The following is a 14,470-nucleotide window of genomic DNA, read 5'->3' as shown; positions in this document are numbered from 1 at the left end:
CCATCGATACGTTAACTATCGTCCCGCTCACTGAGGTACTCCGTGAGCAGCTTCTTCTCTTCTCCAGAAAGCGAGCGTCTTTCCAGAAGATCGGCACGTCGTTCGTAGGTCCGCCCAAGGGACTGCTGCAAACGCCAGCGCCGGATATGTGCATGATTGCCACTTAGCAATACGTCGGGAACACGCTGATCCGCATACACCTCCGGTCGGGTGTAGTGCGGGCAATCCAGCAGCCCATCCGTGAAGGAATCTTCCTCCGCGGAGTCCGCATGCCCTAAAGCTCCGGGCAGCAGTCGTGTAACCGCATCGATCAGGACCATCGCCGGCAGCTCACCGCCAGACAGTACATAGTCACCAATCGACCACTCTTCATCGACATGAGCCTGAATGAACCGCTCGTCAATGCCTTCATAGCGACCTGCAATCAGAATCAAAGACTCCGATTCAGCCAGTTCGCGAACCCCCTGCTGAGTCAGCTGGCGGCCTTGCGGCGACAGGTAAATGACCTTCGCCGACTCCCCCGCTGCGTTCCTGGCCTCGGCCAGCGCGTCTTCCAGGGGCTTGATCTTCATTACCATGCCCGGGCCACCACCAAACGGACGATCATCCACCGTATGGTGACGATCAGTGGTGTAGTCCCGCGGGTTCCAACAGGTAAGTTGCAACAACCCCTGTTTCACCGCGCGGCTGGTAATGCCGTACTCGCTGATAGCCGAAAACATCTCGGGGAACAGACTGATCACTTCTACGCGCAGGCTCGCCATTGCCTAGAAGTCCGCATCCCAATCAACCTTCATTTCGCCTGCAACCAGGTCGATGGCCAACACGCACTGCTCTGTATAGGGCAGCAGGCGTTCGCGATCATCCAGGCTGTCAGCGCAAGGCTTGACGACCATCACATCGTTCGAGCCAGTCTCCAGCAAGTGATCGATCTTCCCGAGCAATTGCCCGAGGTGGTCGATGACTTTCAGGCCTTCCAGCTGGTACCAGTAGTACTCGCCTTCGGTCAGGTCAGGAAAAAGGTTACGCGGCACGCAGATCTCGTAACCGGCCAGAAGCATGGCTTCATCACGGTCTTCGAGGCCCTTGAGCTTTGTGACCAGGAACTTGCTTTGCAAGCGTCCACTGACCAGCTCTACCTGCTTGTCAACGCTACCTTCGCGCTTGAGCGTCCAGGTGTTGTAGTCCAACAGGTTGTCTATCGGATCAGTAAAGGAGTAAACCTTCACTTCGCCGCGAACGCCGTGAACCGAAAAAATCTTGCCGATAACGATCAAATCATCAGCAGTAGTAGTAGGCGTCGCGTTCATATTGCTCAGGCCGCAGCCTTGGCAGCTTCCTTCAGCAACTGAGCAACGCGCTCAGAAGGCTGTGCACCAACGCTCAACCAGTGGTTGACGCGCTCTTGGTTCACGGACAGGCGGATTTCCTGACCACGAGCCACTGGGTTGAAGAAGCCAACGTGCTCTTTGTGCGAGCCGTCACGCGGGTTACGCGAGTCGGTCACGGTCAGTTGGTAGAATGGGCGCTTTTTAGAGCCGCCACGGGCAAGACGGATGGTTAGCATTGAACATCGTTCCTGTAGTCGGTGCTGCAAATCATAATGCACAGCGGGCACACGGGTGCCCGAAAGGCCGCATATTCTCAAGGAATATCCGGACTTTTGCAAATGCCTTTTTCCGGCGCCAAACACGCGCCCGACTGATTTGCCGTATATGGCCACCCCAGGGGTGGCCGATGGACCTGCCGAAGCAGGCTTACCGCAGTGTTCGCAAGGTTGCGAACGGCGCAAGCCCGGGGGCTTGCGCGGGTAATCACATCTTGGGCATGCCACCACCGCCGGGCAGCATGCCGCCCATGCCGCGCATCATCTTGGCCATGCCACCCTTGGTGGAAAACTTTTTCATCATCTTCTGCATCTGCTTGTGCTGCTTGATCAAGCGGCCAATGTCCTGCACCTGGGTGCCGGAACCGATGGCGATCCGACGTTTGCGCGAACCGCTGATCAGGTCAGGGTCACGGCGTTCGGCCGGGGTCATGGAGTTGATGATGGCTTCCATCTGTTTGAATTGCTTCTCGGCGGCGTTCTGGGCGTTGCCCATCTGCGACAGGTTCATGCCGCCGATGCTCGGCAGTTTGTCCATCAGGCCACCCAGGCCACCCATGTTCTTCATTTGCTGCAGCTGGTCGCGGAAGTCTTCGAGGTCGAAGCCCTTGCCCTTCTTCAGCTTCTTGGCCAGTTTGTCGGCCTTCTCTTTATCCAGGGTCTGCTCGGCCTGCTCGATCAGGCTGAGCACGTCGCCCATGCCCAGGATCCGCGAGGCGATACGATCCGGGTGGAAAGGCTCAAGCGCTTCGGTCTTCTCGCCCATGCCGATGAACTTGATCGGCTTGCCGGTAATGGCGCGCACCGACAGCGCGGCACCACCACGGGCGTCGCCGTCGACCTTGGTCAGGATCACACCGGTGAGCGGCAGCGCGTCGCCAAAGGCCTTGGCGGTGTTGGCGGCGTCCTGGCCGGTCATGGCGTCGACCACGAACAGCGTCTCCACCGGCTTGATGGCCGCATGCAGGGCCTGGATCTCGCCCATCATCTCGGCGTCGATGTGCAGACGGCCGGCGGTGTCGACGATGACCACGTCGATGAATTTCAGCTTGGCTTCGCGAATCGCCGCTTCGGCGATGGCTACCGGCTTCTGGCTGATGTCGGACGGGAAGAACGTCACGCCGATGTCGTTGGCCAGGGTTTCGAGCTGTTTGATGGCCGCCGGACGGTACACGTCGGCCGACACCACCATCACGCTCTTCTTCTTGCGCTCTTTGAGGAAGCGCGCCAGCTTGCCGGCGGTGGTGGTTTTACCCGCGCCCTGCAGACCAGCCATTAGCACCACGGCCGGTGGCGTGGCGTTCAACGCCAGGTCTTCGTTGGCCGCGCCCATCAGGCCTTCGAGTTCGATCTGGACGATCTTCACGAATGCCTGGCCAGGCGTCAGGCTGCGCGACACTTCCGTGCCGACCGCGCGTTCCTTGACCTTGTTGACGAAGTCCTTCACCACCGGCAGGGCGACGTCGGCTTCCAGCAACGCCATGCGCACTTCACGCAGGGTGTCTTTGATGTTGTCTTCCGTCAGCTTGGCCTTGCCAGTTACGTGGCGCAGCGTCTGCGAAAGACGTTCGGTAAGGTTTTCAAACATGCGCGATCCTTTCAGGCTCAATTGAACCGAGGTTAAGCAGCCTGGCCCGTGATAAGTAGAGGCGCGGCGAGGGCAGGTCGGCGATTATAGCGAGAAGTCCGCGCCACGCACACCAGTGCCGCACCAGTCTTTCGTCAGACCGCCCTTCTATGCCACACTCAGCGCCTTTAGGGCTTGCTCCACAGGACTTATGCTCCCCTTGTCACCCAGTTTGCTACCCAGCCTCGCCGCCGCCTTCCTTTATGCCGCTGCGACCGCCTATCAGGGCACCCGAGTCAGCCAGCGCGCCGCGGTCGACAAACGCCTGTTGTATGTCATCGGCGCCCTCGCCGTGGTGGCCCAGGCCGTCGCGCTCAAATTCCAGCTGATCACGCCCCTGGGCCTGAGCCTGGACTTTTTTGGCGCCGCCAGTCTGATCTCCGCCGCCGTCATCACCCTGACGCTGATTGCCTGCACGCGCATTCCGGTGGAGAACCTGCTGTTGCTGCTGTTCCCCCTGGGCGCGGTGACCACGCTGATCGCGCAGTTCATTCCCAAGGGCACGGTGCCCCTGATCAATGAAGAACCGGGCATGCTCGCGCATATCCTGTTGTCGATCCTGGCCTACGGCATGTTCACCATCGCAGTATTCCAGGCGCTGTTGCTGCTGGTGCAGAACCACCAGCTCAAGCACAAGCACCCGGCCGGGCTGATCAAGAACTTCCCGCCTCTGCAAACCATGGAAAGCCTGCTGTTCGGTTTCCTGTGGGCCGGCTGGGCATTGCTGTCGATGTCACTGATTTCCGGCTGGCTGTTCGTGGAAAACCTGTTCGCCCAGCACCTGGTGCACAAGACCCTGCTGGCCTGCCTGGCCTGGATCGTCTTCAGTGTGCTGCTGTGGGGCCGCAACCGCCTGGGCTGGCGGGGTCACAAGGCCATTCGCTGGACCCTGGCCGGTTTCTGCCTGCTGATGCTGGCGTATTTCGGCAGTAAACTGGTTCGCGAATACATTCTGCACATCTGACGGGCGCGTAAATGGACAATCTGCCGTTGGGCTCGATGCTGGGTGTCGTGCTTCTGTCGATCCTCTGGTCGGCACTGTTCACAGGCGTTGAAACCGCCCGCAATCACCTGGCGGCCCTGCGCACCCGGCGCAAGGTGGGCGAGCGCCCCAGCCTGGCCTTCCCGCTGGAAAGCCTGGTGCTGTGCAACACCCTGTGCCGCGTATTGGCCGTGGTGCTGGGCGTGTTCGTAGCGGTGTACCACTGGCATGTGAAAGGCCTGTGGATGGGCGGCCTGATCATGGCCGCAGCGCTGCTGACCTTCAGCGAATACCTGCCGCGCCTGCTGGCACGCCGTTACCCCGAGCCCTTCATCGGCCTGGGCAACTCCCTGCTGCGCCTGCCGCTCAAGTTGCTGTACCCGTTGGTATGGCCGTTCAGTGGCATTGCCCGTCTATTGCTCAAGCCGTTCGCGCCCATCGCCACGCCCATTGCGCGCCAACACGACGAACCGCGCAGCGACGAGCCTGAAGATGACGCGGAACAGGACGAGGAGTCCGACGCCTCGAACCTGCTGGGCGGCCTGCATTCGCTGAACCGCATCACCGTCAACGACATCTTGGTGCCGCGCAGCGAAGTCGACGGCCTGAACCTGGACGAGCCGATCGAGAAGATCGCCGAACAGCTGATCATCAGCCGCCACACCCGCCTGCCGGTGTACCACAATGACATCAACCAGGTGGAAAAGGTACTCAACACCCGCCAGGTCAGCCACCTGCTGCCCAAGGGCGAGCTGACCATTGAGGCGTTGCTGGCAGCCTGTTACGACGCCTACTTCGTGCCCGAAAGCACCCCGCTGCACCTGCAACTGCTCAATTTCCACAAGCAGCAGCGACGCCTGGGCATCGTGGTGGATGAATACGGCGAAGTGCAGGGCATCGTCACTCTGGAAGACATCCTCGAAGAGATTGTCGGCGAGTTCGAAGACGAGCACACCATGGACAACCCCCATGTGCACCCGCAGGCGGATGGTCGCTTTGTGGTGGACGGCGCGGCGTCCATTCGCGAACTGAACAAGACCCTGGGCTGGCATTTGCCCAGCGACGGCCCCAAGACCCTCAATGGGCTGGTGACCGAGGCGCTGGAAAGCATCCCCGACTGCTCGGTGTGCCTGAAAATAGGCCGCTACCGCCTGGAAATCCTGCAAGCCGAAGAGAACCGCGTAACCCGCGTGCTGATCTGGCATACCAGCAACTCGTAGGCGCTGCCGCCAGGCTGCGAAGAGGTGCGCAGGACCTTCGACGGTGTGACGTAGATCACGGGCGCGCGGTGCGCGCCTTCGCAGCCTGGCGGCAGCTCCTGCGGGGGTTGCGCCACCTTGCGCAATTCATATAATCGAGCAAGCTTACACGGCCAACTGCCGACACCCCTGCTACCCGCACGGAGGTGCACCGGCGCACTCCTGCGGCCCACCCTGCCCCGCACTTATAATAATCATGATTGCCAGGGAACCTGCCATGAGCACCAGCACCTATGCTGCCAGCGGCGTCGACAAGCCGCTCAATTCCACTGCCCGCGTGGCCACCGCCAGTTTCATCGGCACTGCCATCGAGTTCTACGACTTCTACGTGTACGCCACCGCCGCCGCGCTGGTGATCGGCCCGGTGTTCTTTCCCCAGGGCTCGGCCACCGCGCAGATGCTCTCGGCCTTCCTCACCTTTGGCATCGCCTTTCTCGCCCGCCCGCTGGGCTCGGCGCTGTTCGGCCATTTCGGTGATCGCATCGGGCGCAAGTCCACCCTGGTGGCGTCGCTGCTGCTGATGGGCGTGTGTACCACCTTGATTGGCGTACTGCCCGGTTACGATCAAATCGGCGCCTGGGCGCCCGTATTGCTGTGCGTGTTGCGCTTTGGCCAAGGCCTGGGGTTGGGCGGCGAATGGGGCGGCGCGGCGCTGCTGGCCACCGAGAACGCGCCCAAGGGCAAGCGTGCCTGGTTCGGCATGTTCCCGCAGTTGGGGCCCTCCATTGGCTTTCTCGCCGCCAACGGCCTGTTCCTGAGCCTGGCCGTGCTGCTCAGCGACGAGCAGTTCCGCGCCTGGGGCTGGCGCCTGCCGTTTCTGCTCAGCGCACTGTTGGTAATGGTAGGGCTGTACGTGCGGTTGAAACTGGAGGAAACCCCAGTATTCGCCAAGGCCATGGCTAACCATGAAAAACTCAAGCTGCCGCTGGCGGAACTGTTTGCCCAGTATTGGCGCCCGATGCTGCTCGGCGCGGCGTCCATGGTGGTGTGCTACGCGCTGTTCTATATCTCCACGGTGTTTTCCCTGAGCTACGGCGTGGCCAGCTTGGGTTATAGCCGTGAAAGCTTTCTGGGCATGCTGTGCTTTGCGGTGTTGTTCATGGCCTTGGCCACACCGATTTCGGCAGCCTTGAGCGACCGCTTCGGGCGCAAACCGGTGCTGGTGTTCGGCGGTGTGTTGGCGATTGTTTCGGGCTTTGCAATGGAGCCGCTGCTCACCCAAGGGTCGACCCTCAGCGTGACGCTGTTCCTGAGCATCGAACTGTTTCTGATGGGCTTCACCTTCGCGCCCATGGGCGCCTTGCTGCCCGAACTGTTCCCCACCCGCGTGCGTTATACCGGCGCATCGGCGGCGTACAACCTGGGCGGCATCGTCGGCGCATCGGCAGCCCCGTTCGCCGCGCAAAAGCTGGTAACCATGGGCGGGTTGAGCTGGGTAGGCGGGTATGTGTCGGCAGCAGCGGTGCTCAGTGTGCTGGCAGTGCTGTGCCTGAAGGAAACGCGGGATGAGGACCTGAGTCAGGTAGCATAACGCGGCCATCAGAGGTGGGAGCTGGCTTGCCAGCGAGCTTTTCAGGGCCTGACAAAAAACTCGCTGGCAAGCCAGCTCCCACAGGCACGATTACAACTCTACAGTAACGGCCTGGGCGGCGCGGGTGGCCTTGGAGCGGGCGGCGTCGATAGACTCGTCACGCGCCAGGGCCACGCCCATGCGGCGCTGGCCAGCCACTTCGGGCTTGCCGAACAGGCGCAGCGCAGTGTCCGGCTCGCTCAGGGCAGCGCCCAGGTTGGCGAAGGCGGTCTGGGTGGAGTTGCCTTCCACCAGAATCACCGCCGAGGCCGACGGGCCGAACTGGCGTACCAGCGGAATCGGCAAGCCGAGGATCGCGCGGGCATGCAGGGCAAACTGCGACAGGTCCTGGGAAATCAGGGTAACCAGGCCGGTGTCATGAGGGCGCGGCGACACTTCGCTGAACCACACCTGATCACCTTTGACGAACAACTCCACGCCAAACAGACCACGACCGCCCAATGCTTCAGTGACAGCCTTGGCCACACGCTCCGATTCTGCCAGCGCCACCGGGCTCATGGCCTGGGGCTGCCAGGACTCCTGGTAGTCACCCTTCTCCTGACGGTGACCAACCGGGGCCAGGAAGGTTGTACCGCCCACGTGACGCACGGTCAGCAGGGTGATTTCGTAGTCAAAATCGATGAAGCCTTCGATGATCACCCGGCCCTTGCCGGCACGGCCGCCTTCCTGGGCGTAGTCCCACGCTTTCTGAATGTCATCATTGCGCTTGAGCAGGCTCTGGCCCTTGCCCGACGAGCTCATGACCGGCTTGACCACGCACGGGAAGCCCAGGTCTTCGACGGCCTTGCGGTACTCTTCGAAGGTGTCGGCGAAGTGGTAAGGCGAGGTCGGCAAGTCCAGCTCTTCAGCGGCCAGGCGACGGATACCTTCGCGGTTCATGGTCAGCTGAGCGGCGCGGGCAGTGGGCACCACGGTGAAGCCCTCGGACTCCAGCTCCACCAGGGTAGCGGTGGCGATGGCTTCGATTTCCGGCACGATGTAGTGCGGTTTCTCGGCCTCGATCACCGCACGCAGCGCGGCGCCATCGAGCATGTTGATCACATGGCTGCGGTGGGCGACCTGCATGGCGGGGGCATTGGCATAACGGTCGACGGCAATCACTTCAACGCCCAGGCGTTGCAGCTCGATCACCACTTCCTTGCCCAGCTCGCCGCAGCCACACAGCAGTACGCGCGTCGCGGTCGGCGACAGTGGAGTTCCGATACGGGTCATTTCAGGTCCTTAAGGGGAACAGGTTATCGCGGGCCGCCCGGGTGCGGCCCACCAAGGCGGGCATTTTACATCAATCGCACAGTGGCGGCGCTGTGACTCGACCGCCGAGCACTTGGAGGGGCTGGCTTGCCAGCGAGTTTTTCAGGCGCCCCCAAGCGTTCGCTGGCAAGCCAGCTCCAACAAGGTCAGGCGCCGGCGACGAACATCATGCCGGCGGCCACGGCGCGTTCGTGGCACTTGACCAGCACCTGGCGGCGCTCATCGTTGTCCATGCGGCCCCAGCGGGTGATTTCGGCGGCCGTGCGCTGGCAGCCGGTGCACATGTCGTCGTCATCCAGGGCGCACACCTGCACGCAGGGCGAGGCGACGGGGCGTTCGTTGGTCATCAGTCTTCCTGGGGGGCCAGATCCCGCGCATAGCGCCGGGCATTGTGTACGTAATGGGCAGCGCTGCCCTCGAGCATTTTCATTTGCGCCTCGGTCAGCTCGCGGACCACCTTGCCGGGCGAGCCCATCACCAGCGAACCGTCGGGAATTTCCTTGCCCTCGGCGATCAACGCGTTGGCGCCGATGATGCAGTGCTTGCCGATTTTCGCGCCATTGAGGATCACTGCATTAATGCCGATCAAGCTGTAATCGCCCACCGTGCAACCATGCAGCATGGCGTTATGGCCAATTGTAACACCGCGCCCCAGGGTCAAGGGCGACCCCATGTCGGTGTGCATCACGGTGCCGTCCTGGACATTGCTGTCCGGGCCAATGTCGATCAGCTCATTGTCACCGCGCAGCACTGCGCCGAACCAGACGCTGGCGTTTTCCTGCAAGCGCACATTGCCGATCAACGTGGCATTGGGCGCGGCCCAACTGGAAGGATGGGTGTCGACACGGGCGTCGCCCAGGCGGTATTTCATCGGGTAGTCCTCAGGCAGGCAAAGGCGGCTCGGGTGTCCGCTCAAATTGACGTGAAATGCTCAGGGGGGCGATGCAGGCTGATGTCGGCGTCGTAGACCAGGTTCACCAGCTCGACAATCATGATGGCCGACAGGCCCCAGATCTTGTACTCGCCGAAACGGTAGCTGGGTACGTACCAACTGCGGCCCTGGTAGTCGATGCGGTGGGTGTGCTCGCGCGGGTCTTCGCGAAAGAACGCCAGGGGCACGCTGAACACGGCGGCAATTTCCGCATCATTGGGGCGGTATTCGACGAAATCGGGGATCACCCCGACAAAAGGCGTGACCTTCAGGCCATGCTTGGAAATCAATGGGCTCAGTGGCCCCAACACCTCGACCAGGCCGGGCGGCAGGCCGATTTCTTCCTCGGCCTCGCGCAGGGCGGTGAACACCAGGTCCGGGTCCTCGGGGTCGCGGCGGCCGCCGGGAAACGCCACTTCGCCGCCGTGGGTGGAGAGCCCCTTGGCGCGCAGGGTCAGCACCAGCTCGGGTTCGTCGCTACGGGTGATGGGCAGCAGTACGGCCGCCTCGGGAAAGCGATGGTCGGTCTCCAGGGTCCGTGGCCTGTGGCTGCTCATTCGACGCAGTAGCTCGTCCAGCATGGTCTCTCTCAATTCGATGCCTAGGGGCAATCATGCACCAAAGCCGCGCCCTGCCCAACCCCCTTGTCGGTGCATGAGCGTACGTGCCGGGCGCTTGCTACCCGCCGCCACTTGGCGCCAAGATAGGCGCAGCGATCAGGAAGCCCGACATGAAATTCTGCAGCCAGTGCGGCAACCCGGTAACCCAGCTCATTCCGCAAGGTGACAATCGCCTGCGCTATGTGTGCGGGGCCTGTGAATTCATTCACTACCAGAACCCCAATATAGTCGCCGGATGCCTGCCTGTGTGGGGCGACCGCGTATTGTTGTGCCGACGCGCCATTGAGCCGCGCCGCGGTTACTGGACCCTGCCTGCCGGGTTCATGGAAAACGGCGAGACCCTGGAACAGGCCGCCAGCCGCGAGACCGAGGAAGAAGCCTGCGCACGCGTCCGCCAGTTGGCGCTGTACACGCTGTTCGACTTGCCGCACATTAGCCAGGTGCATGTGTTTTTCCGCGCCGAACTCGCCGACCTGGCGTTCGCCGTGGGCGAGGAAAGCCTGGAAGTGCGCTTGTTCGAACAAGCCGAGATACCTTGGTCGGAGCTGGCTTTCCCCACGATCAACCGTACCTTAGAATGCTTCTTTGCTGACCGCCTGGGGCAACACTACCCGGTGCGCAACGAATTTCTGCCGCCGCTGCACGGGTTGGCGCAGACCTTGACCTGACCGTGTCACGCGGCACCGGCGCAAGCGGGGTGCGACTCTACCTGCAGGATTGATCGTTAAATGCGCTGGTTGCTTGCCCTCTTCTGTCTGTCGTTCGCCTCCCTGTCTTCGGCTGCGTTCACCGTCACCATCGAAAAAAAACCGCTGTCGGAATTGGCGCCCAACGTCATCGACCCCGTGCACAGCGTTACCCCCAGCGTGCCCCCGGCCCTGGCCAACGCGGTGATCGACAAGGTGCTGGTGCTCAAGTCGGCGCACCAGTTGCAATTGCTCAGCCACGGCCAGCCGCTGAAGACCTACCGCGTATCGCTGGGCAAGAGCCCCCACGGGCCCAAGGAATACGAAGGCGACCTGCGCACCCCCGAAGGCTTCTACTGGCTGGACTGGCGCAAGGTGAGCGACCGCTTCAACCTGGCCATCCACGTTTCCTACCCCAACGTTACCGACGCCGCCAAGGCCCGCAACGCAGGGCTGCCGCCCGGCGGCATGATCATGATCCACGGCACCCCCGACAGCGAGGACTACCCGGAGTGGTATTTCAACACCCTGGACTGGACCGACGGCTGCATCGCCATGAAAAACCAGGACATGCGCGAACTGTGGAGCATGGTCAAGGACGGCACGATGATCGAGATTCGGCCGTAGCCCAACGATCTATTGCCTGGCCTCCCAGGCGGACGCGGTGATCTTGCAGACAGTGCAAGCCAGAAACAGATGTGGGGGCGGGGTTCTCCCCGCGAAGCGCCGCACCGGTGGCGCGCGGTCTCAACAACACCAAAAGACCTCAAGCAAGCCCCTTTAAGCCCCCCCACGGCCCGTAGCCACCGCTGCCAGGCGGCTACAAGACTGTGTTTTCACGGGTAGCACCCGCGCCTACATGTGTTTCGCCCGTGCATCGTCACGAAGCTCACCTTGTCCGCCTTTTTGGCCAGACAGACAGTCTCCAAAAGCCCCATAAAATGGTATTGACGTGGTATCCAAGTGGTATTACTTTGAATACCACTCCCAAGCGCCATAACACTCATAAACCGCCTTCGGACACCACCAATGAACGACCTGCTCTCGCTGCGCCCCGACGACACCCAGGCCACGCCGCTGTACCTGCAACTGGCTCGCAACCTGGAAGCCGCCATTCACGCCGGTGTGTGGAAAGCCGAGCAGGCGTTGCCGTCGGAGCGCACCCTCAGCGAACAGTTGAGCCTGTCGCGGGTAACCGCCCGCAAGGCCCTGGAAATCCTTTTGGAGCAAGGCCTGATCCGCCGTAACCAGGGCTCCGGCACGTTCATCACGCCGCGCCTGGAACAACCGCTGTCGCGCCTTTCCAGCTTCAGTGAAATGCTGCGCATGAAGGGCTTTGCCCCCAGCTCCCAGTGGCTGGAGCGCGGTATTGTCGTGCCTACCCACGAGGAAGTGATACGCCTGGGCCTGTCGCCCACCGACAAGGTGGCGCGCCTCAAGCGCCTGCGAAAGGCCGACGACACCGTCATGGCCATCGAGATGAGCGCCTTGCCAGCAGCCCTGCTCCCCCACCCCGAAGCGCTGGGCGACTCGCTGTACCAGTACCTGGAAAGCATCGGCCGGCCGGTGGTGCGTGCCCTGCAACACATTCGCGCCATCAATGCCTCGCCCGAGTTCGCCACCCTCGTGGGCATAGAGCCAGGCACCGCCATGCTGCTGATGACCCGTATCGGCTACCTGGAAGACAACACGGTCATCGAATTGACCGACACCTATTGCCGTGACGATTACTACGACTTTGTCGCCGAACTGCGGCGCTGAACCGCGTTAACGGAACCAAGAGCCCCTGCCATGCCCGAAAACAACATCCTTACCCCCCACGGCTGGATTCGTGGCCACCTGCGGCACGAAGGCGGCAAGGTCATCGCCATCGAGGGCGCGCCCTGCCACCCGGCCGACAATGACCTGCCCTACCTGCTGCCCGGCTTCATTGACCTGCATGTGCACGGTGGGGGCGGCAAGGACATCATGCAGGGCGGCGACGCCATGGCCACCATCGCCCGTACCCACGTGCGCTTCGGCACCACGGCGCTGCTGGCAACCACCATGACCGCACCGGCCAGCGAGATCAGCGCCGTGCTGGCAGGCCTGGCCCATGACTGCCAGGGGCGTCAGCCGAACAGCGCACGCGTGCTGGGCGTGCACCTGGAGGGCCCCTACATCAACCCGGGCAAGCTCGGTGCACAACCCAACTTCGCCCACACCGCGCTGCTGGAGGAAGTGGACCACTACCTGAGCCTGGCGCCCATCAAGGTGATCACCATTGCCCCGGAAATCGCCGGGCACAACGAGTTGATCCGCACCCTCAGTCAGCGCGGCGTACGCCTGCAGATCGGCCACACCCTGGGCAGCTACGAAGACGGCGTCGCCGCCCTGGAAGCCGGCGCCAGCAGTTTCACCCACCTGTACAACGCCATGAGCCCGCTGCATCACCGCGAACCGGGCATGGTCGGCGCGGCGCTGGCCCATGCGCACTTTGCTGAGCTGATTCCCGACCTGTTGCATGTGCACCCCGGCGCCATTCGCGCGGCGCTACGGGCGATTCCGTGTGTGTACTGCGTCACCGACTCCACGGCCGCCACCGGCATGCCCGACGGCAACTACATGCTGGGCAGCAACCACGTGACCAAGTGCCTGGGCGGCGTGCGCCTGGCCGACGGCACACTGGCCGGCAGCACCCTGACCATGGACCTGGCACTGCGCAACCTGGTGAAGATCGGCGTGCCGCTTGACGAGGCGTCGCGGCGCCTGTCGCAATTTGCCGCCGACTACCTGGGCATGACCGACCGCGGCCGCCTGCAAGCTGGCAGCTGGGCCGACTGCGTGCGCCTGGACCGCCACCTGATGCTCACCGATGTGATGGTAGAAGGAGAAGCCGTTGACTTGCATGATGCTTGAAGAGGCCCGCGCCTCCCACGAGGCGGTCAGCCGCCAGTTGCAGGCCCTGGACCCGGCGCTCATGGCCCTGGCCGAACGCCTGCGCCAGCAACCACCCTACGTGGCCATGACCCTGGCGCGCGGCAGTTCCGACCACGCCGCCAGCTACTTCGCCTACCTGGCCATGCAACAGGTGGGTGTACCGGTAGCCTCGGTGCCCATGTCCCTGGTGACCTTGCAGCATTCGCCGCTCAAGGTGGCCGGGCAAATGGTGCTGGCCATCTCGCAGTCGGGGCAAAGCCCAGACCTGGTCGACAGCCAGCGCCTGCTGCGCGAGCGCGGGGCCTTGAGCGTAGCGCTGGTCAACGCGCACGGCTCACCGCTGGAAGACGCCAGCGAGTTCACCCTGCCCTTGTGTGCAGGCCCCGAGCTGAGCGTGGCCGCCACCAAGAGCTTCATTGCCTCGCTCAGCGCCAGCGCCCGGCTGATCGGCCTTTGGCGCCAGGACAATGAACTGCTGGACGCCTGCCTGGCCTTGCCCGATGGCCTGCACCGGGCGGCCGCAGTGGACTGGCAGCCGGCCATCGACTGTTTCAAGGGCTGTGAAAAGCTCATGGTCATCGGCCGCGGCGCAGGTTTCGCCATTGCTCAGGAAGCAGCCCTCAAGCTCAAGGAGACCTCAGCCATCCAGGCTGAAGCCTTCAGCAGTGCCGAGGTGCGCCATGGCCCCATGGCCCTGATCGGCGCCGGCTACCCGCTGCTGGTGTTGGCCCCACGCGGCGCCGAACAGGAAAGCCTGCTCAAACTGGCTGCCGACATGCGCGAGCGCGGCGCCAAGGTGCTGCTCGCGGCCCCCGATGACGTTGTCGGGCGCGACCTGGACCTGTGCCGCGCCGCCCACCCGGCCCTGGACCCGATTCTGACCATCCAGAGTTTCTACATCATGGCGGCCGGCCTGTCCCTGGCGCGCGGCATGAACCCGGACCAACCGCGTTACCTGAGCAAAGTGACCCGCACCCACTGAGTTGCCCGACGAGTAC

The 14,470-nt window shown here is 62.9% G+C and carries 15 protein-coding genes and 1 pseudogene; 8 read left to right on the top strand and 8 right to left on the bottom strand.

Translation table 11 applies throughout. The features are described 5' to 3' along the window. Positions 1-11: 11 nt before the first annotated feature. The 4 genes from trmD to ffh form a co-directional block, all read right to left on the bottom strand. Positions 12-764 (bottom strand): tRNA (guanosine(37)-N1)-methyltransferase TrmD, encoded by a 753-nt coding sequence (gene trmD, locus PMM47T1_RS04515; protein ID WP_008366205.1) that lies wholly within the window; start codon positions 762-764, stop codon positions 12-14. Between the two features lie 3 nt (positions 765-767). Continuing rightward, entirely contained in the window at positions 768-1,310 is a 543-nt protein-coding gene (gene rimM / locus PMM47T1_RS04510; RefSeq protein ID WP_043300721.1) for a ribosome maturation factor RimM, read from the bottom strand. 5 nt (positions 1,311-1,315) lie between these two features. Continuing rightward, positions 1,316-1,567, bottom strand: a complete 252-nt coding sequence (gene rpsP, locus PMM47T1_RS04505) for a 30S ribosomal protein S16 (protein ID WP_008366201.1) — start codon at positions 1,565-1,567, stop codon at positions 1,316-1,318. Between the two features lie 247 nt (positions 1,568-1,814). Beyond that, complete coding sequence (gene ffh, locus PMM47T1_RS04500; protein ID WP_008366198.1) at positions 1,815-3,194, bottom strand: signal recognition particle protein; 1,380 nt, start codon at positions 3,192-3,194, stop codon at positions 1,815-1,817. A 190-nt stretch (positions 3,195-3,384) separates the two neighbouring features. Here ffh and PMM47T1_RS04495 point away from each other — a divergent pair, with 190 nt between their 5' ends. The 3 genes from PMM47T1_RS04495 to PMM47T1_RS04485 all read left to right on the top strand — a co-directional run bounded on the left by PMM47T1_RS04495 (position 3,385) and on the right by PMM47T1_RS04485 (position 7,005). Then, a complete protein-coding gene (locus PMM47T1_RS04495; protein ID WP_008366197.1) occupies positions 3,385-4,197 on the top strand; it encodes a cytochrome C assembly family protein in 813 nt (270 codons plus the stop codon). Positions 4,198-4,208: 11 nt separating this feature from the next. Further along, on the top strand, positions 4,209-5,435 hold the full coding sequence (locus PMM47T1_RS04490) for a transporter associated domain-containing protein (protein ID WP_008366195.1): 1,227 nt from the start codon (positions 4,209-4,211) through the stop codon (positions 5,433-5,435). 256 nt (positions 5,436-5,691) lie between these two features. Next, positions 5,692-7,005, top strand: a complete 1,314-nt coding sequence (locus PMM47T1_RS04485; protein WP_008366191.1) for an MFS transporter — start codon at positions 5,692-5,694, stop codon at positions 7,003-7,005. 90 nt (positions 7,006-7,095) lie between these two features. On the opposite strand, the gene purT is transcribed toward PMM47T1_RS04485, so the two are convergent. The 4 genes from purT to PMM47T1_RS04465 form a co-directional block, all read right to left on the bottom strand. Then, positions 7,096-8,277 (bottom strand): formate-dependent phosphoribosylglycinamide formyltransferase, encoded by a 1,182-nt coding sequence (purT, locus tag PMM47T1_RS04480; RefSeq protein WP_008366189.1) that lies wholly within the window; start codon positions 8,275-8,277, stop codon positions 7,096-7,098. 185 nt (positions 8,278-8,462) lie between these two features. After that, entirely contained in the window at positions 8,463-8,663 is a 201-nt protein-coding gene (locus PMM47T1_RS04475; RefSeq protein ID WP_008366187.1) for a DUF1289 domain-containing protein, read from the bottom strand. After that, entirely contained in the window at positions 8,663-9,187 is a 525-nt protein-coding gene (locus PMM47T1_RS04470) for a gamma carbonic anhydrase family protein (RefSeq protein ID WP_008366185.1), read from the bottom strand. The genes PMM47T1_RS04475 and PMM47T1_RS04470 overlap by 1 nt, the downstream gene beginning before the upstream one ends. A gap of 41 nt (positions 9,188-9,228) precedes the next feature. Next, entirely contained in the window at positions 9,229-9,828 is a 600-nt protein-coding gene (locus PMM47T1_RS04465) for a CoA pyrophosphatase (RefSeq protein WP_008366183.1), read from the bottom strand. Positions 9,829-9,977: 149 nt separating this feature from the next. Between PMM47T1_RS04465 and PMM47T1_RS04460 the strand changes: the two genes are divergently transcribed. The 5 genes and pseudogenes from PMM47T1_RS04460 to PMM47T1_RS04440 all read left to right on the top strand — a co-directional run bounded on the left by PMM47T1_RS04460 (position 9,978) and on the right by PMM47T1_RS04440 (position 14,454). Then, positions 9,978-10,535 (top strand): NUDIX hydrolase, encoded by a 558-nt coding sequence (locus tag PMM47T1_RS04460; RefSeq protein ID WP_008366182.1) that lies wholly within the window; start codon positions 9,978-9,980, stop codon positions 10,533-10,535. 222 nt (positions 10,536-10,757) lie between these two features. After that, positions 10,758-11,180: pseudogene (locus tag PMM47T1_RS04455) on the top strand (L,D-transpeptidase family protein); the annotation flags it as partial. 402 nt (positions 11,181-11,582) lie between these two features. Then, positions 11,583-12,314, top strand: coding sequence for a GntR family transcriptional regulator (locus tag PMM47T1_RS04450; RefSeq protein ID WP_008366178.1), 732 nt, complete (start codon positions 11,583-11,585; stop codon positions 12,312-12,314). A gap of 30 nt (positions 12,315-12,344) precedes the next feature. Then, a complete protein-coding gene (gene nagA / locus PMM47T1_RS04445; RefSeq protein ID WP_008366176.1) occupies positions 12,345-13,451 on the top strand; it encodes an N-acetylglucosamine-6-phosphate deacetylase in 1,107 nt (368 codons plus the stop codon). After that, positions 13,444-14,454: an SIS domain-containing protein gene (locus tag PMM47T1_RS04440; RefSeq protein ID WP_008366174.1), complete on the top strand. Its 1,011-nt coding sequence runs from the start codon at positions 13,444-13,446 to the stop codon at positions 14,452-14,454. The genes nagA and PMM47T1_RS04440 overlap by 8 nt, the downstream gene beginning before the upstream one ends. Positions 14,455-14,470: the final 16 nt, after the last annotated feature.

Source organism: Pseudomonas sp. M47T1, from assembly GCF_000263855.1.
Taxonomy (GTDB): domain Bacteria; phylum Pseudomonadota; class Gammaproteobacteria; order Pseudomonadales; family Pseudomonadaceae; genus Aquipseudomonas.
This window is presented reverse-complemented; position numbering and strand designations above follow the sequence as displayed.

Coding starts and splice junctions, on each gene's coding strand:
- trmD (WP_008366205.1), bottom strand. CDS start 764: ATGGCGAGCCTGCGCGTAGAAGTGATCAGTCTGTTCCCCGAGATGTTT.
- rimM (WP_043300721.1), bottom strand. CDS start 1,310: ATGAACGCGACGCCTACTACTACTGCTGATGATTTGATCGTTATCGGC.
- rpsP (WP_008366201.1), bottom strand. CDS start 1,567: ATGCTAACCATCCGTCTTGCCCGTGGCGGCTCTAAAAAGCGCCCATTC.
- ffh (WP_008366198.1), bottom strand. CDS start 3,194: ATGTTTGAAAACCTTACCGAACGTCTTTCGCAGACGCTGCGCCACGTA.
- PMM47T1_RS04495 (WP_008366197.1), top strand. CDS start 3,385: ATGCTCCCCTTGTCACCCAGTTTGCTACCCAGCCTCGCCGCCGCCTTC.
- PMM47T1_RS04490 (WP_008366195.1), top strand. CDS start 4,209: ATGGACAATCTGCCGTTGGGCTCGATGCTGGGTGTCGTGCTTCTGTCG.
- PMM47T1_RS04485 (WP_008366191.1), top strand. CDS start 5,692: ATGAGCACCAGCACCTATGCTGCCAGCGGCGTCGACAAGCCGCTCAAT.
- purT (WP_008366189.1), bottom strand. CDS start 8,277: ATGACCCGTATCGGAACTCCACTGTCGCCGACCGCGACGCGCGTACTG.
- PMM47T1_RS04475 (WP_008366187.1), bottom strand. CDS start 8,663: ATGACCAACGAACGCCCCGTCGCCTCGCCCTGCGTGCAGGTGTGCGCC.
- PMM47T1_RS04470 (WP_008366185.1), bottom strand. CDS start 9,187: ATGAAATACCGCCTGGGCGACGCCCGTGTCGACACCCATCCTTCCAGT.
- PMM47T1_RS04465 (WP_008366183.1), bottom strand. CDS start 9,828: ATGCTGGACGAGCTACTGCGTCGAATGAGCAGCCACAGGCCACGGACC.
- PMM47T1_RS04460 (WP_008366182.1), top strand. CDS start 9,978: ATGAAATTCTGCAGCCAGTGCGGCAACCCGGTAACCCAGCTCATTCCG.
- PMM47T1_RS04450 (WP_008366178.1), top strand. CDS start 11,583: ATGAACGACCTGCTCTCGCTGCGCCCCGACGACACCCAGGCCACGCCG.
- nagA (WP_008366176.1), top strand. CDS start 12,345: ATGCCCGAAAACAACATCCTTACCCCCCACGGCTGGATTCGTGGCCAC.
- PMM47T1_RS04440 (WP_008366174.1), top strand. CDS start 13,444: ATGCTTGAAGAGGCCCGCGCCTCCCACGAGGCGGTCAGCCGCCAGTTG.